This window comes from Achromobacter sp. DH1f (assembly GCF_000633435.1).
GTDB lineage: Bacteria > Pseudomonadota > Gammaproteobacteria > Burkholderiales > Burkholderiaceae_B > Achromobacter > Achromobacter deleyi.
Genome location: NZ_AYMF01000023.1, coordinates 91,936 through 109,402 on the forward strand (window position 1 = coordinate 91,936; position 17,467 = coordinate 109,402).

A 17,467-nucleotide genomic window follows, 5' to 3' on the forward strand; every position below is an offset into this window, starting at 1 on the left:
GGTCAGGTCTGTAAGAGAAGCGGGGTGGGTCACGGTGTAGGGTGGTGGGGGGATGGGAAAGAGGGAATGGCGGTGGGGCGGCTGAACCAGGCGGCGAGCCAGAAGCTGGCCGCCAGCACCAGGGCCACGACGACGATGGCGCTCAATACGGTGCCGTAGGACGCGCCGACCGACCACAGCAGCGCGGCCCCGACCGGCGCCGCGGCGCGGGCCAGGGTCATGGGCACGGTCAACAGGCCGTTGATCGCGCCGTAGGCATGGCGGCTGAGCATCTCGGGCACGACCATGCCGCGCACGATGGTGAATATGCCGTTGGCGCCGCCGTAGACGACGCAGATCGCGGCCACGGTGGGGAAATCGGCGCCCAGAAATGCCAGCGCGCCAAACGCCAGCGGAAATACCGTGACGACGGCCGCCCCGACGGCGCGCATCGACGCCTGGGCGGCGAACAGGCTGACCACGATGCGGCCGGCGACCTGGGCCGGCCCGATCAGGGCAATGGCCTGCACGACCGATGCCGTGTCCAGCCCGCGTTCGCGCAGCAGCGGATACATATGGAAGGTGAAGGCGGAGAAAGCCGCCGCGTAGGCGGTCAGCGACACCAGCAGGGCCCAGAACACGGGGCGGCGCAGCGCCTGCCGGACGGCCTGGCGGTTGTGGTCGCGCTGCGTCTGGGCGGTGGCGCCCGCGGCGGGCGGCAGGTCGCGCGCCGGGTGGATGAACAGCAGGTAGGCGCCGGCGCACACCAGCGCGTTCACGGCGGCCAGCACCATCAGGGCCTCGCGCCACCCCCAATGCGTCAGCAGCCACTGCACCAGCGGAATGAACACCGTGCTGGCAAAGCCGCCCCATAGCGTCAGCGACGTGATGCCGGCACGGGAATGGGCCGGGCCGACGCGGCGCGCGACGACGGCGAAGGCCGGCTCGTACAGCGTGGCCGCCTGCAATGCGCCGATGCCCGCTACCAGCGCGTAGAACGCGGCCAGCGACGTCACCTGCGACCACAGCAAGAGCAGCGCCCCGGCCAGCAGCGACGACAAGCCCATTACCCAGCGGCCGTGGCCGCGGTCAACGGCCACGCCGACCGGAAACGCCGCCAGCGCAGCCAGGACCAGGCCCAGCGTGGCGGCGCCGTACAGATCCGGCTTGCTCCATCCCAGTTCGGCGCCCATGGCCTCGGCGATCAGGGGAAAGCTGTAGTACAGCGACCCCCACGAACAGATCTGGCCGATGCCCAGCGCCGTGATCAGGCCGCGGGCCTTGTCGGGCGGCGGGGCCGCGGCGCGATCGCCCGGGCTCGGGCGGGACGACAGGGGCGAAGTCATGGCGGTCAGGGGGTAGGGGAGTCTTGGAGGAAGGCGGCGACGTCGGCGGCCGTGGATTTGGCGGTACGCAAGATGCCGATCAGCGTGGCGGACGCGAAGCCGGTCCATTCGCCATAGCCGACCAGCCACAGGCCCGGCACGGCGGCTGCCCGCGTGCCTTCCAGGGCGATCTTGCCGTCGGCGTCCAGCACGCCCAGCGGCGCCAGTGGGTCCAGCGCGGGCCGGAAACCCGTGCACCAGATGACGGCATCGACCTTGGATTCGTGGCCGTCGGGCCAGACGACGCCGCTGGGGGTGAAGCGCACGAAGGGCCGCACGGCGTGCAGCACGCCGCGGTCGCGCGCTTCGCGCACCGGCGGCACCATCACGATGTCGCCGAAGCCGCCGGGCAGGTCGTCGGCGGGCCGGCCTTGCTGCAGGGCGTGCCAGCGCGCCGTGGCGCGTTCGAACAGCACGCGGCCGTCGACGTCATCGGGCAGGAATTGCGGCGGCGTCTGCGTGACCCAGGTGACTTGAGCCGTTTGCGAGAGTTCGGCCAGGATCTGCGCGCCGGAATTGCCGCCGCCCACGACCAGCACGCGCTGGCCGGCGTAAGGGGCCGGCGAACGGTAATGGGCCGAATGGGTCTGCGTGCCGCGAAAGGTGGACGCGCCATCGATGGCGGGCACAAATGGCTTGCTCCAGGTGCCGGTGGCGCTGATCACCGCGCGGCTGTGCCAGTGGCCCTGGTCTGTTTCGATGACGAAGCCGCCGTCTTGCCGCTGCACCGCCTGCACCTGCACCGGCCGGTGCACGGCGAAACCATAGCGGGCTTCGTAGCGGGTCAGGTAGTCGACGACATGGTCGCGCGTGGGATAGCCGGGCGTTGCCGGCATGGGCCAGCCCGGCAGCGAGCTCCATTGCGCGGGGGAAAACAGCCGCAGCGAATCCCAGGCCTCGCGCCAGGCGCCACCCGGTTGCGGGCGGGCGTCCAGCAAGGCGACGTCAAGGGCGTGCCGCCTGGCGAAGTAGGCGGTGGCCAGTGCGCTTTGGCCCGCACCGATGATGATGGCGTCGGCGCGGCGGTCGGGGTGGGCGGTCATGCCGCCGGGTCCGGGTCGGCCGGCAGCGGGGTGCAGGCCACGCCGCTGCAGCATTCCGCGGTCAGGTAGTCGACCAGGCTGAACATCAGGTCGGTGTCGGCGCGGTAGCGCATGTAGCGGCCTTCCTGTTCGACGGTCAGCAGGCCGGCCTGGGTCAGCGCTTTCAGGTGAAACGACAGATTGGTGGGCGGCAACTTGAGTTCGGCGGCGATCTGGCCGGCCACGCAGCCGGCGGGTGCGGCGCGTACCAGCAGGCGGAAGATGTCCAGCCGCACGCCGGAGGCGAGCGATTCGAAGACGATGACGGCGGTGTTTTTGTCCATGCGGCAATACTACAACTATTGTTGAACAATTAAAACTTTACTCTGTTCGATATTTCCAATACAGTCGAATTATGGAAATGAAAGATGCCGTGAAAGCCCTGGCCGCGATCGCCCACGAATCGCGCCTGACCGTGTTCCGCCTGCTGGTGCAGGCCGGGGCGGCCGGTTTGCCCGCTGGTCAGTTGGCCGAGAAAGCGGGCATTCCGCCGTCGTCGCTGTCGTTCCACCTGAAGGAACTGGTGCACGCCGGCCTGCTGCAATCCCGCCAGGAAGGGCGGTTCGTCATCTACGAAGCCCGCTTCGAATCGATGGCCGACCTGCTGGCTTATCTCACCGACAACTGCTGTGGCGGCGCGCCTTGCGCGGTGCTGCCGCAGGTGGCGTGTACCCCAGCCCCCGCCGATGCGGGGCGCGCCGATCCCCTCTGATTCTTCTTTCTCATCATGGCTGACAAGGTCTACCACGTACTCTTTCTGTGCACCGGCAATTCCGCCCGCAGCATCATGGCCGAAGCGCTGCTCAACACCCTGGGCAAGGGCCGCTTCCAGGCCTACAGCGCCGGCAGCCACCCGGGCGGCGCCGTCAACCCGTTCGCCATCGAAAAGGTGCGCGTGCTGGACTACCCGCTGGACCGCCTGCGCAGCAAGAGCTGGGACGAATTCGCGGTGCCGGGCGCACCGCAGATGGATTTCATCATCACTGTCTGCGACAACGCGGCGGGCGAAGTCTGCCCCATCTGGCCGGGCCAGCCGATCTCGGCGCATTGGGGCTTTGAAGACCCCGCCGCCGCGCAAGGGTCCGACGACGACAAGCGCCGGGTGTTCGAAAAGGTGTTTCGCCAGATCTCGGCGCGCATCAATATCTTCGCCAACCTGCCGCTGGCCGCGCTGGACAAGGCCGCGATCCACCGCGAACTCAAGCAGATCGGCGCCGAACCGCCGGCCGCCTGACGCACGCATGCCGCCACAGGGCGCCGGCCGGCCGCGGCCGCGCCTTTTTTTCATCTTCGACAGACGTATTCATGCTTACCGCCATCGCCATCTTCGTGTTCACCCTGGTCCTGGTCATCTGGCAGCCCCGTGGTCTGGGCATCGGCTGGAGCGCCAGCCTGGGCGCGGCGCTGGCGCTGGCCTTGGGCGCCGTGCACCTGGCCGACATCGTGGTGGTGTGGCAGATCGTCTGGAATGCCACGGCGACCTTCATCGCCGTCATCATCATCAGCCTGCTGCTGGACGAAGCGGGCTTCTTCGAATGGGCCGCGCTGCACGTGGCCCGCTGGGGCCGGGGCCGGGGGCATGCGCTATTCGCCCTGATCGTGATGCTGGGCGCGGCGGTGGCAGCGCTGTTCGCCAATGACGGCGCAGCGCTGATCCTGACGCCCATCGTCATGGCGATGCTGGTGGCGCTGGGGTTCAGCCCCGCGGCCACGCTGGCTTTCGTGATGGCCGCCGGCTTCATTGCCGATACGGCCAGCCTGCCGCTGATCGTGTCGAACCTGGTCAACATCGTGTCGGCCGATTTCTTCGGCATCGGCTTTGGCCGCTATGCCGCGGTGATGGCGCCGGTGAACGTCGTGGCGGTGGCGGCGACGCTGGGGGTCCTGTGGCTGTATTTCCGGCGAGACATCCCGGCGCGGTATGACGCCGCTTCGCTCAGGGCGCCGTCCGCCGCCATTCGCGACACGGCCACGTTCCGTGCGGGTTGGATCGTGCTGGCGTTGCTGCTGGTCGGGTTCTTCGGGCTGGAACCGCTGGGCGTGCCGGTCAGCGCGGTGGCGGCTGCGGGCGCGGCCATCCTGCTGGCGGTCGCGGGCCGCGGGCATGTCATCAGCACCCGCAAGGTGCTGCGCGAGGCGCCCTGGCAGATCGTGGTGTTTTCGCTGGGCATGTACCTGGTTGTCTATGGCCTGCGCAATGCCGGGCTGACGCAGATGCTGGCCGATGTGCTGAACGCGCTGGCGGGGCAGGGCCTGTGGGCGGCCACGTTCGGCACCGGGTTGATCGCGGCTTTCCTGTCGTCGGTGATGAACAACATGCCGACGGTGCTGGTGGGCGCGCTGTCGATCGATGCCAGCCAGGCCAGCGGCGTGGTCAAGGAAGCCATGGTCTACGCCAACGTCATCGGCAGCGACCTGGGCCCGAAGATCACCCCCATCGGCAGCCTGGCCACGCTGCTGTGGCTGCACGTGCTGGCCCGCAAGGGCACGACGATTTCCTGGGGGTACTACTTCAAGGTGGGTATCGTACTGACGCTGCCGGTGCTGGCGGCGACCCTGGCGGCGCTGGCGTTGCGGCTGCAATAGAATGGGCCACCGGGACGCCGGGCCAGTGCGCGCCACGCCGGCCCGGAACCGCCGCCTTTACACTGTGCCCCTTTGCCAGATGCCGGAATTGTTTTCATGAGAGTGACTCGCGCCAAAGCCGCCCAGCCCGATACGCCGCCGCGTCCGCCGCGCACCAAGCCCGCCGAAGTCAGGCTGGAAGAACTGATGGCGGCCGCCGAAAAGCTGTTCCTGGCCAACGGGGTCGAGGCCACCACGATCAACGCCATCGTCGAAGAGGCCCAGGTCGCCAAGGGCACGTTCTATCACTACTTCAGCGCCAAGACCGACATGCTGGCAGCGTTGGCGCAACGCTATACGCGGCAATATCTGGAAGCCCTGGAACGCGCCGTGAACGCGTGCGAGCCGCAGGACTGGGTCGGCAAGCTGCGCGCCTGGGTGCACGCCAGCGTCCAGACCTATGTCGATACCTACCGCACGCACGACATCGTCTACACCAACCATCACCATCACGACCGCCAGAATCGCGACAAGAACGCCGTGCTTGACCAGTTGCTGGGCATCCTGGAAGGCGGCAGGGCGGCGGGCGCCTGGGCGTTGCCCCAGCCTCGCATCACGGCGCTGCTGATGTATTCCGGCGTGCATGGCGTGACCGACGACGCGATCGCCGCGCAGCTGACGGACTGTTCGGGGTTTGCCCGCGACGTGGCCGACGACTGTCTGCGCATGCTGGGCGTGGGGGTCAAACCTGCGGGCCCGACATCGCGTTGACCAGGGCCGCCACCGACGAGGCTCGATCCAGCGCCTGGATTTCGGCGGCAATGCGGTCGGCCCCGATGCGCAGGGCCGGGCTGGCCGACAGGCCGCAGCACAACATGAATTTGCGGATCAATGCCGCTTCGTCCAGCGGGTTTTCGGGCCAGCCGCGGCCGAAGGATGCCGTGATGACGACCGACGCCGCACCAGACAGGTCGAGGGTGAGGCGGCAGGCGTCAAAACGCGTATAGGACGGGTCTTCGATGATCTCGACGCGCCGGGCCAGGGCGCACACCGCCGGCTCGCCGGCCGCCTGGGCGGTGAATTGGGCGGGCGTGGCGGCGCCGCGCAGCAGGGCGTTGGCCACGATGTAGGCGGCGCTGAACTGGGCGTCGATCTCGGCGGTTTCCGACGGCGCATAGGCCGCGCCGCAAACCATGCGCATGGTGGGCGACACATGCAGCCGCAGCGTGCAGGCATCCAGTTTTTCCAACGGCAGGTCGCCGCGCCGGGCCAGCAGCGTGTCCGTCAGCGCAAGCAGGATGCTGCAGTGCGGATAGGGCTTGAAGCACGTGGCTTCGGCGCCCAGGTAGCGTTGCCCCAGGTCGGCCGTCAATACGGCCAGGTCAGGTTCACCCGGCGCATAGAGTTTGAAGAACCCGTTTTCGCCGCCCAGAATGCGGCGCGGGCCGGTCAGGCCGGCCTGCGCCATTTGAGCGGCTTCGATCGCGTGGCGCGCCACCAGCCCCTGGCCGATGCGCACGGCCAGCGCCTTGTCCTGGTAGTGCTGGAACGTGCCGATGCCGAAGTCGAACGCCAGCCCCACCGCCGACAGGAAGGCATCGCGCGGCAGGCGCAGCAGCCGGGCCGCCATGACGGCGCCGGACAGCAAGCCCAGCACGTTGGAATCGAACCCCCGGTAGAAAAAGCCATTGGCCTGCGCGGCAAGATTGATGCGTTGGCCGACGTCCTGGCCGATGGCCATGGCGGCCAGCAGGTCGCGGCCGGACGCGCCTGTGTGTTCCGCCATGGCCAAGGCCACCGGGATATCCGACGAACTGGGGTGCCAACCCGGCGAGATGACATCGCAGAAATCCAGCGCCCGCGCCCGCACGGCATTGACGAACGCCGCCTGGCCGGCCGCCAGCCGGATGCCCGCTCCCAGCACCGTGGCTTCGCCGACCGCGCTCCAGCGCCGGGCCAGGGCCAGTGCGGCGGCCACGCCCGATCCGTCATAGCCGGCGGCCAGGCAGGCCAGGTGATCCAGGAGGCGCAGGCGCTGGAATGCCAGCACGGGCTCGGGAATCGCGTCCGGAAGGGCCTGCAACGCGGCGTCGATCAAGGGCAGAATCGGATCGGAATAGCTCATCTTCAAGGTCTCTGTTCAAAGCAGGAAAGCGGGGCGCGCGCCGACCGTGGCGCTGGCATGGTGGCGAGGGTGGCTGAGGCACAGCGCGGTCAGGCCGGCGTCCAGGCCCGAATACCAGGCGCCGCCGGCCAGCATCAGGCGTTCGCCGTAATTGCGCAGATAGGCCTGTGCGCGTTCCGACCCATGTCCGGCCGGATACAGCGCCAGGTCGCGCAGCCGCGCGGGCGGCTCGATGCCGGCCGCCGCGCGCAGGGCGTGAAACGGCGCATCCATCAGGCCGGGCAGGTTGGCGGCGCTGCCGGCGGGGCCGGCGCGAAAGCGGACGTGGTCCGACAGGACTGGCGCCCCGGCGTTGCCGTCGGCGACCCCGCGCGAGGCGTCGAACTTGGCCGTGCCGGTGGCGCCGGGCGAGACCAACTCGCCGTCGGACAGGCGGATCGCGCGCCAGGCGGCCGACAGCGCGGCGCCATCTGCCCAGGCCGCATCGTTGTCGGCGATGACCTGGATCTCGCCGTCGACCAGCCGCAGCCCCGCCGTCCATTCCCACAGATTGCCGCACAGGTCGGCAATGCCTTGCGGCGTGCCGTCGAGGCGCCAGGCGGCGGGCCCCGAGCCGGTCAGCGTGGCGGGATTGCCGTCGGCGCGGCCCGCGGCAAGGCCGTCCACGCGTTGCCCTGCGTCCTGCGGCGCCACGGCGTCGCGGCCCTGGTCGGTGTTGCCGCGTGGCGACCAGCCCTGTTCGCGGGCCCATTGGACCAGCGCGGCCCGTTCGGCGTTGGTCGCCAAATGCCAGCCAGGGCCGCAGGCGCGGGCCGCGGCGCAGGCCTGGTCGAAGTCCATGCCGCTGGCGGGCGGCTGGCCGGGCAGGCTGAGCAGTTCACCATCGCGGATCACGCCGCCGTAAGTGCCGTAGAAGAATTCCTGGCGGGGCTGGCCGTTCAGCACGAACGCCGGGTGGTGGCCGGCGGCCAGGTCGTGCCGCGTCACGACATTCAGGTAGCTGGGCTGCCCGCGCCGGGTGTACAGCACGGTCTGCCTGCCGCCCGAAGCGTGCTCCACGCGCGAGCGCAGCGCGTCTTTTTTCCATATCGTGATCATGCGGACATCTCCGGTTTGGGGCGGCGCAGCGAGCCATCGACGATGACCTGCCAATGCCCCCGTGAACAGGCTTCGACCCGCGCACTGACGCCATAGACCTGAGCCAGCAGGGCGGGGGTGATGACCTGGTGGGGCACACCCTGGGCCAACACGCGCGCGTCGTGCAGGACCACCGTCTGGTCGGCAAACCGCAGGGCATGATTGATGTCGTGGATCGCCATTACCACGCACATCGAGCGGGTGCGCGACAGGTCGTGCAGCAGCGCCAGCACCTCGTGCTGACGCTGCAGGTCCAGCGCGCTGGTGGGTTCGTCCAGCAGCAGGACGCGCGGCGCGCGCACCAGGGCTTGCGCGATCGACACCAGCTGGCGCTGTCCACCGCTCAGGGCGGCCAGTTCGCGATCGGCCAGGTCGTTGATCTGCAAGGTTTTCAACAGGTGCGTGACGGCGTCGAGTTCGTCGTGGTGCACCGTCCAGCGTCCGCCTTGCTTGGCGGCGAGCAGGACGGCCTCGAACACCCGTAGCGACGAACCGATGGAAATGTCCTGCGGCACGTGAGCCGGGCGGTTCGGATGCTGCGGCGGCCAGGTCTGGACGGCGCAGCCCGCGACCGTCACCGTGCCCGGACCGCGCAATTCCCCCGCCAGGCGGCGCAGCAGCGTCGACTTGCCGGCGGCGTTCGACCCCAGCAAGGCTGTCACGGTGCCGGGCAGCAGCGGCGCCAGGTCCAGGCCGTCCAGCACGCGCCGCCGGCCATAGGCGGCGGCCAGCCCCCGCACTTCGAGCACGGCCGCGTTCATGCGCGCCTCCGGCGCAGGATCAGCGTAAAGAACAGGGGCACCCCGACCAGGGATGTGACGATGCCGATCGGCAGCGTCTGGCCGGGCAGCAGCGATTTGCTGAGCACGGACGCGGCCGATAGCAGTAAGGCGCCGCACAGCGCCGACGCCGGCAGCAGGAAGCGTTGGTCTTCGCCGACCAGCAGCCGGGCGATGTGCGGCCCGACCAGGCCGATGAAGCCGATCGTGCCGACGAAAGACACGCACACCGACGCCAGCAGGCTGCCCAGCAGAATGCTGCGCAGGCGCAGGCGGGCGACGGGGATCCCCAGGCTGGTGGCGCGCGCCTCGCCCAGGCGCAACGCGGTCAAGGCCCAGGCCTGGCGCGCAAAGACCAGCCATACGCCCAGCAGCACCGCGCTCATGATGGCCAGCTTGAGCCAGTTGGCCCGCGACAGGCTGCCCATGGTCCAGAAGACGACGGCCGACAAGGCCTGGTCGGGCGCGACGTATTGCAGGGCTTCGAGCAGCGCGGTGAATGAAAACACCAGCGTCGTGCCCAGCAGCACGATCATCTCGCTGGTGATGCCGGGCTTGCGGCTGAGCCGGTAGATGAACAGCGCGGCCGCCATGGACACCAGGAAGGCATTGACCGGAATGGCGTAGGCCACGGCCGCGGCGGGCAGGATGGTCACACCCAGCACCAGCCCGATCGCTGCGCCGAAACTGGCGGCGGCCGACAGGCCCAGCGTGAACGGGCTGGCCAGCGGATTGTTCAGCACGGTCTGCATCTGGACGCCAGCCACGGCCAGGCTGGCGCCCACCACCAGCGCCGACAGAGCAACCGGCAGGCGCAGTTCCCAGAATATGACCTGCACGGCCAGCGGCGCGTCGCGTTGCCAAAGCGCCGCCAGCACCTCGGACGGGGGATAGACGGCCTGGCCGGTGGACAGGTCCAGGCCCAGGCATAACGTGGTCAACAGGGCCATGCCCAGCAGGATCAACAGGCGCCGCCGCGCCAGCCGGCGATAGGTGCTGCGGCCGTGCGCGCGTTCGGCGGCCGAGGCCGGGCCGGCGAGGGATTCGTGTGTCATCAGGGGGTATCCAGGCTCAGCCAGTACCCCGGTTGATAGGGTACGGGCAGGAATCGGGCATGCAGTTCACGGAACGTGGCGTCCGGGTCCAGCGACGCAAAGCGGTTCGGGTGCAGCCACTTGGCGACCCGCTGCAGCGCGATGAAGTAGTAGGGGTTGTCGTAGAACGGATGCCAGATGGCGTGCACCCGGCCGGCCCGCACGGCGGACAGCGCGCGGTAGGCCGGCCGCTGCATCAGGCGGCGCAGGCGGTCGCGGCCGGCGGCCGGGTCGGCGCCCGGCCCCAGGTTGACCCAGTCACCCGCGGGTGAATAGAGCGTCCAGTTGGCGCCGGTGACCAGCACGACGTCGGGGTCGGCGGCAATGACCTGTTCCGGATGCAGGGTGCCGAAGGTGCCGTGCAGCCAGTGCGAGCCCAGGTTGTCGCCGCCCGCGGCGTGGACCAGTTCGCCGAAATTGCCGTCGCCATACGACAGGCAGCAGTCGTCGTACAGACCCGCCGCCCGCTCGATCATGACGCTGGGGCGGTGCGCGACCTCTTGCAGCGGCCGCACCACGCGGTCGATCTGCGCCTGGCGAAACTGCAGGAACGCCCGGGCGCGGCCGGGTTCGTCCAGCAACTCGCCCATGATGTCGATGCTGCGCGCGGTGTTGTCGAACATGCGCGTGCGAAAGTCGACGAACACCACCGGTATGCCGGCCTGCTCCAACCGCACCATCAGGCCGGAAGATTCGGCGGCGGGGCGTGAACTCAGGTTCAGCACGACCACATCCGGCGCCAGCGAGATCGCCAGTTCGATGTCGATCGCGCCCACGTTCGAACCGCGGAAGGTGGGAATGCGGTCGATGGCGGGAAAGCGCTGGCGGTAGGCCAGGTAACCGCCCAGGTCGGCCGAGCGAAAGTTGTCGCCCCAGCCGACGATGCGGGCGAACGGCTCGTCGGGCCGCAGCAGCGCCACCACGTAGGCCAGCGGTCCGTCGCCAAGCACGATGCGGCGCGCGGGCAGGCGAACCTGCACGCGCCGCCCGGCGATGTCGACCAGCGCGGCCGCCTGCTGCGCCCGGACGCGGCGTGGCGCCAGGGACAGCAGCGCCGCGCCGGCTGCGCCCCGCAAGGCCACCCGCCGGGCGGGCGAATGCGCAAAGGCCATGGACGTCACCAGCGGTAGCTGAGCGTGGCGACCGCGCTGCGGTCCTGGCCGATGAAGCAATACATCGCCGAGACGCAACTGGCGACGTAGCGCTTGTTGGCCAGGTTGCTGACATTGAGCGCCAGGTTGGCGCCTTGCAGTTGCGGCGACAGGCGGGCGAGGTCGTAGCTGAACGCCACGTCCAGCAGCGTCACCGCGGGCACCTTGAAGCTGTTGGCCGGGTCGCCATAGGTCGACCCCAGGTAGCGCACACCCGCGCCTGCCAACAAGCCGGCCAGCGGGCCGCTGGCAATGCGGTAATCGACCCAGGCCGAGGCGCTGTGGCGCGGCGTTTGCGCCAGGCTCTTGCCGGCATACGACGCGTCCTTGATCAGCTGGTTGTCCAGGAACGCATAGCTGGCGATCAGGTTGAGGTTGCGCGCCAGTTCGGCGTTGGCCTGCAGTTCGATGCCCCGCGACCGGACTTCGCCGGACTGCGTCCAGAACCCCAGGTGGCGGGTGTCGGACGTCTTGACGTTGGTCTGGTTCAGCTGGAAGACCGCCGCGGTCAACTGCGTGCCCGAATTGGCGGGGTGGTATTTCACGCCTGCTTCATATTGGGTGGCTTCGGTAGGCTTGAAGGCGCCGCCGCCGTAGTCGTTGCCCAGCACGGGGTCGAACGACGTGGCGTAGCTGACGTAGGGTGACACGCCGTTGTCGAACACGTAGCCCAGGCCAGCGCGCGTGCTCCATTTGCTGTCTTTCTGTTCGCTGCGCTTCCAGGCGGGCGTGTAGCTGCGCGATTCGTCCTGCGTCCTGGACGTATCGTGCCGCGCGCTGAGCGTCAGGCGCCAGCCGCCGTAGGCAATCTGGTCCTGGGCATAGAGGCCGACACGGTCAAAGCGCTGGCGCACGTTATAGGGCCAGCGGTTACGGCTGTCGCTGAAATCCGGCGTGGCGGACGGCCGGTAATGGTCGGGGTCGTAGGGGTCGAACGCCACCGGGTCCATGCGATAGGAATCGTTGCGCAGCGTGCCTTTGGCAAAGTCGACGCCCGCCAGCAAGGTGTGCCGGGTCGGGCCCAGATCGAGGGTGGCCGTAAGGTTGTTGTCGGCCGAGAAGGTGTTCGAACTGGCCGGCGCCAGGCCGTAGGTGCCTTCCAGCCACAGGTGGCCGGCGCGGTCCTGGTAGCCGTAGATGGACGTGCGCTTGATGTCGGAATTGACGTACTGGTAGCGCAGGTTGCTGTGGAACGACCAGCCATTGCCGAAGTCGTGGCTGAACAGCGAACTGACCGAGTCCTGCTTGCGGCTTGAGCCCTGGAAATCCATGTCGGTGTAGTTGCGCCGGCGGTTCACTTGGGGGTAGGGGCTGCCGTTGAGCCCAAGCGCAACCGCGGGCAGGCTGTTGTAGTCGGGAATCTCGGGTTCGCGTGAGTGCGTGGCCAGCAGGGTCCACGAGGTTGCCGCCGACGGCCGCCAGGTCAGGGCGGGCGCCAGGTAGACGCGCTGGTGCTTGACGTCTTCGACCTGGCCCTTCGAATCCAGCCCGATGGCGGTCAGGCGGTAAAGCCATTGGCCCTGCTCATCGAGGGGGCCGGTCGTGTCGATGGCGAGCTGGCGGCGGCCGAAATTGCCCATCTGCACGTTGATCTCGTGGGCGGCCTGGGCCTGCGGCCGGCGGCTGACCTGGTTGACGATGCCGCCGCCCGTGCCCTGGCCGTAGACGGCGGACGACGGGCCCCGCAACACCTCCACGCGTTCGAGCGCGAACGGATCCACCTGCGTGGTCCACGTCGACACGTTGGTGATCATGCGCAGGCCGTCAAGGTAGTAATCGGCGTCGATGCCGCGGATGCGCGTCAGGTCCAGCTGGCCGCCGAAGCCGCCGTATTTCTCGCTGTAGGCACCGGCCGTGTAGCGCAGCGCCTGGCTGGTGCTGGCCGACTGCTGCACGTCCATCTGTTCACGCGTGATGACGGAAATCGACTGCGGCGTTTCCAGGATGGACGTCGGCGTCTTGGTGCCGACGCGTGACTGCTCGGCGACGTAGCCCGTGACCGGGCCGTCGCCGACGTCGCTGGCGGCCGCGCCGGACACCGTCACTTCGGCCAGGGTGGGTACGTCGGCAGCCGCCTCGTCGTGCATGGGCGCGGCAACGCCGGGCAAGGGCAGGGCGAGCAGGGTGGATGACAGCAGGGCGGCGCTGGCGATGGCGCCGAGCGCGGACGGTTGGGCAGGGCGGAAGGGGGTGCGATGCGCCTCGGATACGACGGTCATGGTGTGCAGCTTGTGGATGGGAAGCTGCGCAGTATATTCATCGACCGACCGTCGGTCAATGTAAATAAATCGCATTACCGAAGTTTCCAGCCTGTACCATCGGGCCTGTGGATTTCGTCGGAGACTGTCGATTTGAAGACCAGAAACTACCTCTTCGGCATCATCGTTTCCTTTGCGTTGGCGGGCTTTCTGGCCTTCCTGGGCATCGTGGCCGTCACCGCCGACAACCTGGGCTGGGGCGTGGTGGCCCTGTTGAGTTACGCGGTGATGTTCGGCGGGCCGGTGGCCATCGTGCTGGTGGTGACCTGGGTCGTGTACCTGGTGCGGGATCGGGGCAATGTGCCGGCACGCGTCCATGCCTTGATGTTCTTGCCGACGCTGTTGGCCGTGTTGATCGTGCCCGTTGATGATTCCATCCGGCAGGGGCGGGCGGACCGTTTCCGCCAAGGCAATCCGGCCATCGCCGAGACGCATGTCAATCTTGCCGGCCACCCGTTGGGGCTGGATTTCCGCCAGGCCTCGTCGTCATCGGGCGGCTCGCAATGGCTGGAACCGGCTTCAGGCGCCCAGACCGGCTTTACCAGCCTGCGGCGCTATCCCAGCCCGGATGTCGTAGCCGCCGGCACGTTTCCGTACGACGGCGATCGCCTGAAAGCCGGCGCCACCCGCTACGCGTATTTCAACTTCGACGGCACCCCCACCGGGGTCGATCTGCCGTTGCAGCGCCAACCGTACCCGGACCTGTCCAGGCTGGCTGCCGCGTTCGCCTATGGCGAGGCGGCGCTGCTGATGCACCAGTATTTTCACTATGCCGACCACGTCGAGGTGGCGCCCAGCCTGGCGCGATTTGCCGGCACGACCGAGGACGCGATGAGCGCGGCCGCCATCCCGGGGCTGACGCTCTTCAGCCTGGAAAACTACACGACGCAGACGCTGGTGCGCGTGGAAATCAATGGCCAGACGCTGGATCTTCAGGGGCCGGCCCGCAGCCTGGCCGGCATGCGTTGCGATCCGCCCCGCGGAAGCAGCCCCGCCGTGGCGGACCTGGACGCGCCGCTGACGGTGCGGTGGCAGACGCGCGAGGACGCCCCGGCCTGGCGCGAGGCGAAGGTGGCGGTGCCGCCGTTCGGCGCGGCCAGCAAGGCGGACGGCGGCAAACCGTCGTTGCCGCAGGTGCGTCTGTATGTGCTGCCCGACGGTTCCGTTGCCGCCGAGCGCTACCGGGAAATCCGCGCGCGCGGCGGCGATCTGGCGTTGCGCACCACCGGCGTGCCGCAGGCGGCCAAGGTGCATACGATGTGCGGCGGCGCGTACGCCAACTACAACTCGCAGACGGTGAAGCTGCTGGCGGATTAGGCGGGGCCGTGGCCGTTCATGCATACGCCTGAAGGCGGCGGGTGCAGGCCTTGACGGCCAACCCTGGCGCATCGGCGTGGCGGCCAAATAGGTGGCCAATCCTGGTGCATCGGCATGGCGGCCAAATAGATGGCCAATCCTAGCGTACCGGCGTGGCGGCCAAATACGCCGCCAGCGCGTCGCGCGTGTCCGGCAGGCCCACCGTCATCCGGGCCAGTCCGGCATTGCCGTCGCGGGGATTCCAGACGTCCGGGTTCGTATGCAGGGCCAGCAACGCGGCATGCTGCGCGGGCGACAGCTGCGCCGGCAACGGCGGGCGCTGGCCCGGCCGAAAGGCTGCTGCCTGGTCGGGAAAGGCCAAGGTCAGGATGCGGCCCCATTCGCTGTTGGCGAGCAGGCCGCCCTGTGTCCGGGCGATCAGGGCCAGCGCCGCGGGCAGCAGTTGCGCAAGGGGCACCTGGCGTTCGATCAGCGCGCCCAGCAAGGTCAGGCGCGTGTGCATGGGAAAGTACGGCGGCCGTTGCGTGAACCAGGCATCGACCTGGTCCGGGCGAGTCAGGGCCGTGACCAGGATCGCCGTGGCGCGTGCATCGGACACAAACAAGGCGGCGCAGGCGCGGATGGCGTCGTCGGCATCGTCCAGCCAGCGGGATACGTCGTGGCCCAGTTGGCCCAAGGCCAGGACCAGGCCGGCGCGGTCATCCCGTGCATCGCGCGCGGCGCCATCGTCCAACCGTGCCTGCAGGCGCGCGGCGACGGCGTGGGCCGCAGCGCTGTCGGGGGCCATCACGCCCCATTGCGCGGCGGCGTTGACGGTTTCCCGGCGGATCTCATCGTTGTCGTCCGACAGATAGGCCGCCAGCGCATCCAGCACGTCTCCTGTCATGGCACGCAGCGCCAGGAAGGCATGGCACATCAAGGTCGAGATCAACGGCGAGCCCCAGCCTTCCTCGTCTTCGCCGTCTTCATCGTCGCGCAGATGCAGAATCAGCGTGTCGAGTTCCGCGTCGCTGGGGTAGGGGTCGGCTTGCGGCGGTTCGATCTCGTTCAGGCTGCTGCCGACCTGGCCCAGGAAGGCGACCAGCGCGGCAAGCGTGTCCGCGTCGAGGGCGGCGCGCGCAGTGGTATCTCGCAGCAGCGCCGTGATGACACCGACCGCGGCGGGCGTGGCGGAATAGATCGTGCCCTGGTGCAGGATCGCGCTGTGCAGATGCGTCAGCGCCGCCTGGCGTTCGGCGGCTTGCGGGTTGGCCAGGTTGCGCAGGTGGCCGGGCGTGTCGTCCGCGACGCCATAGGCGTGAAACAGGCGGCCCCAATCGGTGTCGTGCAGCACCGTATTCCCATCGGACAATTGCGTTCTCCCAGATCTTTCGTCAGCGCTGCATCATAGCTGCGAGACCATGGCCGACGCGCGCGTGCGCGGCAACGTCAGCGCAGGCTAAGGCAAGTCCCGCATCCGGCCCAGTTGCAGCAGCACGGCCAGGGCCGCCAGGCTCAGCCCGCCCAGCGTGGCGAAGGTGGCCGGGGCGCCGGCGCGGGTCATCAACGCGGCGATGGCCGGCGGCGCCAGGGCGTTGATCAGGTTCATCGGCAAGGCGATCTTCGCCATGGCTGCGGTGTAGTCGGCTTTCTGGAAGAACACCAGCGGCAGGGTGGCGCGGGCCACGGCAAAGGCGCCGCTGCCCACGCCGAACAGCAGCAGGTAGCCTGCCACCGGCACCCAGCCGGCGCCGCCCAGCCACATCGCGGCCAGGCCCAGTGGAATCATCGCGCCCGCCACGATGCCGGTCGACAGGCCATCCCAGCGCCGTCCGCCCAGCAGGTCGACCACACGGCCGCCCACCTTGAACACGCCCAGCAGCGACGCGATGCCCACGGCATAGGCCAGGTCCATGCCCATGGCCTGCATCAGCTGCACGCCCACGGCCTGGATGCCGAAGGTGACGAAGCTGTTCAGGGCGATGGCGGCGACGATCAGCGCAAAGACCTTGCCGTGCCGGCGGGCGGACGAGCGCGCGGCCTTGGCCGGCGCGGCCAGGGTCGCGGGCAGGCAGAAGCCGACCAGCGGGCACACGCCCAGCAGCATCACGGCGGCATAGGCGAACATGGCCGCGCGCCAGCCGACCCAGTGGTCAAGCAGGGCGGTGACCGGCAGGAACACGCTGCCGGCCAGCCCGGTTGCCAGCATCAACGTGCCCATCAGGCTGCGGGCCTGGTCTTCGGCGTATTCCGCGATGTAGGCGTAGGCGGCCGTCGTCAGGAACAGGGCGCCGGCCAGGCCGATCAGCGCCCAGGCGCCCCAGAACGTCACCAGGTTGCGCGACAGCGCCAGCACGATCAGGCCCAGCCCGATCAGCCCGGCGCCGGCCGCCATCGCCTGGCGCGTGCCATGGATGCGGAAGGCGCGGCCCGCCCAGGGCGCGGCCAGGCCCATGGCCACATACATGACCGAGGTGCCCAGGAAGACCGACGCCGCCGAGGCGCCCAGGTCGGCCGCCACGGGCGCGGCAATCACAGGCAGCACGCCCACCACGCCCCAGCCGGTGATCTGGGTCACGGCCAGCAGGATCAGGACCGTCAGGTGGCGCGGCATGG

Annotated in this window: 16 protein-coding genes; 5 read left to right on the forward strand and 11 right to left on the reverse strand. The window is 69.0% G+C overall.

Annotated elements, in window-relative coordinates; all coding sequences use genetic code 11:
- Positions 1-29 precede the first annotated feature (29 nt).
- The 3 genes from U858_RS0118465 to U858_RS0118475 are packed head-to-tail and all read right to left on the reverse strand — an operon-like array spanning position 30 to position 2,730.
- Positions 30-1,325, reverse strand: a complete 1,296-nt coding sequence (locus tag U858_RS0118465; RefSeq protein ID WP_025138636.1) for an MFS transporter — start codon at positions 1,323-1,325, stop codon at positions 30-32.
- Positions 1,326-1,330: 5 nt separating this feature from the next.
- Positions 1,331-2,407, reverse strand: a complete 1,077-nt coding sequence (locus U858_RS0118470; RefSeq protein WP_025138637.1) for an ArsO family NAD(P)H-dependent flavin-containing monooxygenase — start codon at positions 2,405-2,407, stop codon at positions 1,331-1,333.
- Entirely contained in the window at positions 2,404-2,730 is a 327-nt protein-coding gene (locus U858_RS0118475) for a helix-turn-helix transcriptional regulator (protein ID WP_025138638.1), read from the reverse strand. Before U858_RS0118475 ends, U858_RS0118470 begins: the two co-directional genes overlap by 4 nt.
- A gap of 71 nt (positions 2,731-2,801) precedes the next feature.
- Between U858_RS0118475 and U858_RS0118480 the strand changes: the two genes are divergently transcribed.
- The 4 genes from U858_RS0118480 (at position 2,802) to U858_RS0118495 (ending at position 5,782) form a co-directional block, all read left to right on the forward strand.
- Positions 2,802-3,158: a helix-turn-helix transcriptional regulator gene (locus U858_RS0118480; RefSeq protein ID WP_025138639.1), complete on the forward strand. Its 357-nt coding sequence runs from the start codon at positions 2,802-2,804 to the stop codon at positions 3,156-3,158.
- Between the two features lie 15 nt (positions 3,159-3,173).
- Positions 3,174-3,680, forward strand: coding sequence for an arsenate reductase ArsC (locus U858_RS0118485; protein WP_025138640.1), 507 nt, complete (start codon positions 3,174-3,176; stop codon positions 3,678-3,680).
- 71 nt (positions 3,681-3,751) lie between these two features.
- Positions 3,752-5,032: an arsenic transporter gene (locus U858_RS0118490; RefSeq protein ID WP_025138641.1), complete on the forward strand. Its 1,281-nt coding sequence runs from the start codon at positions 3,752-3,754 to the stop codon at positions 5,030-5,032.
- 96 nt (positions 5,033-5,128) lie between these two features.
- On the forward strand, positions 5,129-5,782 hold the full coding sequence (locus U858_RS0118495; RefSeq protein WP_042885184.1) for a TetR/AcrR family transcriptional regulator: 654 nt from the start codon (positions 5,129-5,131) through the stop codon (positions 5,780-5,782).
- On the opposite strand, the gene U858_RS0118500 is transcribed toward U858_RS0118495, so the two are convergent.
- From U858_RS0118500 to U858_RS0118525, 6 genes are read right to left on the reverse strand one after another with little or no spacing between them, the layout of a single operon-like run.
- Positions 5,754-7,136 (reverse strand): MmgE/PrpD family protein, encoded by a 1,383-nt coding sequence (locus U858_RS0118500; protein ID WP_025138643.1) that lies wholly within the window; start codon positions 7,134-7,136, stop codon positions 5,754-5,756. The two genes, U858_RS0118495 and U858_RS0118500, sit on opposite strands and share 29 nt — an antisense overlap.
- 15 nt (positions 7,137-7,151) lie before the next feature.
- Entirely contained in the window at positions 7,152-8,234 is a 1,083-nt protein-coding gene (locus U858_RS0118505) for a hypothetical protein (protein WP_025138644.1), read from the reverse strand.
- Positions 8,231-9,034: an ABC transporter ATP-binding protein gene (locus U858_RS0118510; protein ID WP_025138645.1), complete on the reverse strand. Its 804-nt coding sequence runs from the start codon at positions 9,032-9,034 to the stop codon at positions 8,231-8,233. The genes U858_RS0118505 and U858_RS0118510 overlap by 4 nt, the downstream gene beginning before the upstream one ends.
- Positions 9,031-10,107 carry an iron ABC transporter permease gene (locus tag U858_RS0118515; RefSeq protein ID WP_025138646.1) on the reverse strand — a complete coding sequence of 359 codons (1,077 nt, stop codon included), beginning with the start codon at positions 10,105-10,107 and terminating at the stop codon, positions 9,031-9,033. Before U858_RS0118515 ends, U858_RS0118510 begins: the two co-directional genes overlap by 4 nt.
- Positions 10,107-11,258: an ABC transporter substrate-binding protein gene (locus U858_RS0118520; RefSeq protein ID WP_081821657.1), complete on the reverse strand. Its 1,152-nt coding sequence runs from the start codon at positions 11,256-11,258 to the stop codon at positions 10,107-10,109. The genes U858_RS0118515 and U858_RS0118520 overlap by 1 nt, the downstream gene beginning before the upstream one ends.
- A gap of 5 nt (positions 11,259-11,263) precedes the next feature.
- Positions 11,264-13,516 carry a TonB-dependent siderophore receptor gene (locus U858_RS0118525; RefSeq protein ID WP_029954044.1) on the reverse strand — a complete coding sequence of 751 codons (2,253 nt, stop codon included), beginning with the start codon at positions 13,514-13,516 and terminating at the stop codon, positions 11,264-11,266.
- Between the two features lie 132 nt (positions 13,517-13,648).
- On the opposite strand from U858_RS0118525, the gene U858_RS0118530 reads away from it, so the two are divergent.
- On the forward strand, positions 13,649-14,872 hold the full coding sequence (locus U858_RS0118530; protein WP_025138649.1) for a hypothetical protein: 1,224 nt from the start codon (positions 13,649-13,651) through the stop codon (positions 14,870-14,872).
- Positions 14,873-15,011: 139 nt separating this feature from the next.
- Here U858_RS0118530 and U858_RS0118535 read toward each other — a convergent pair whose 3' ends face one another.
- Positions 15,012-16,223, reverse strand: a complete 1,212-nt coding sequence (locus U858_RS0118535) for a hypothetical protein (RefSeq protein WP_025138650.1) — start codon at positions 16,221-16,223, stop codon at positions 15,012-15,014.
- 87 nt (positions 16,224-16,310) lie between these two features.
- Positions 16,311-17,465: an MFS transporter gene (locus tag U858_RS0118540; RefSeq protein ID WP_025138651.1), complete on the reverse strand. Its 1,155-nt coding sequence runs from the start codon at positions 17,463-17,465 to the stop codon at positions 16,311-16,313.
- Positions 17,466-17,467: the final 2 nt, after the last annotated feature.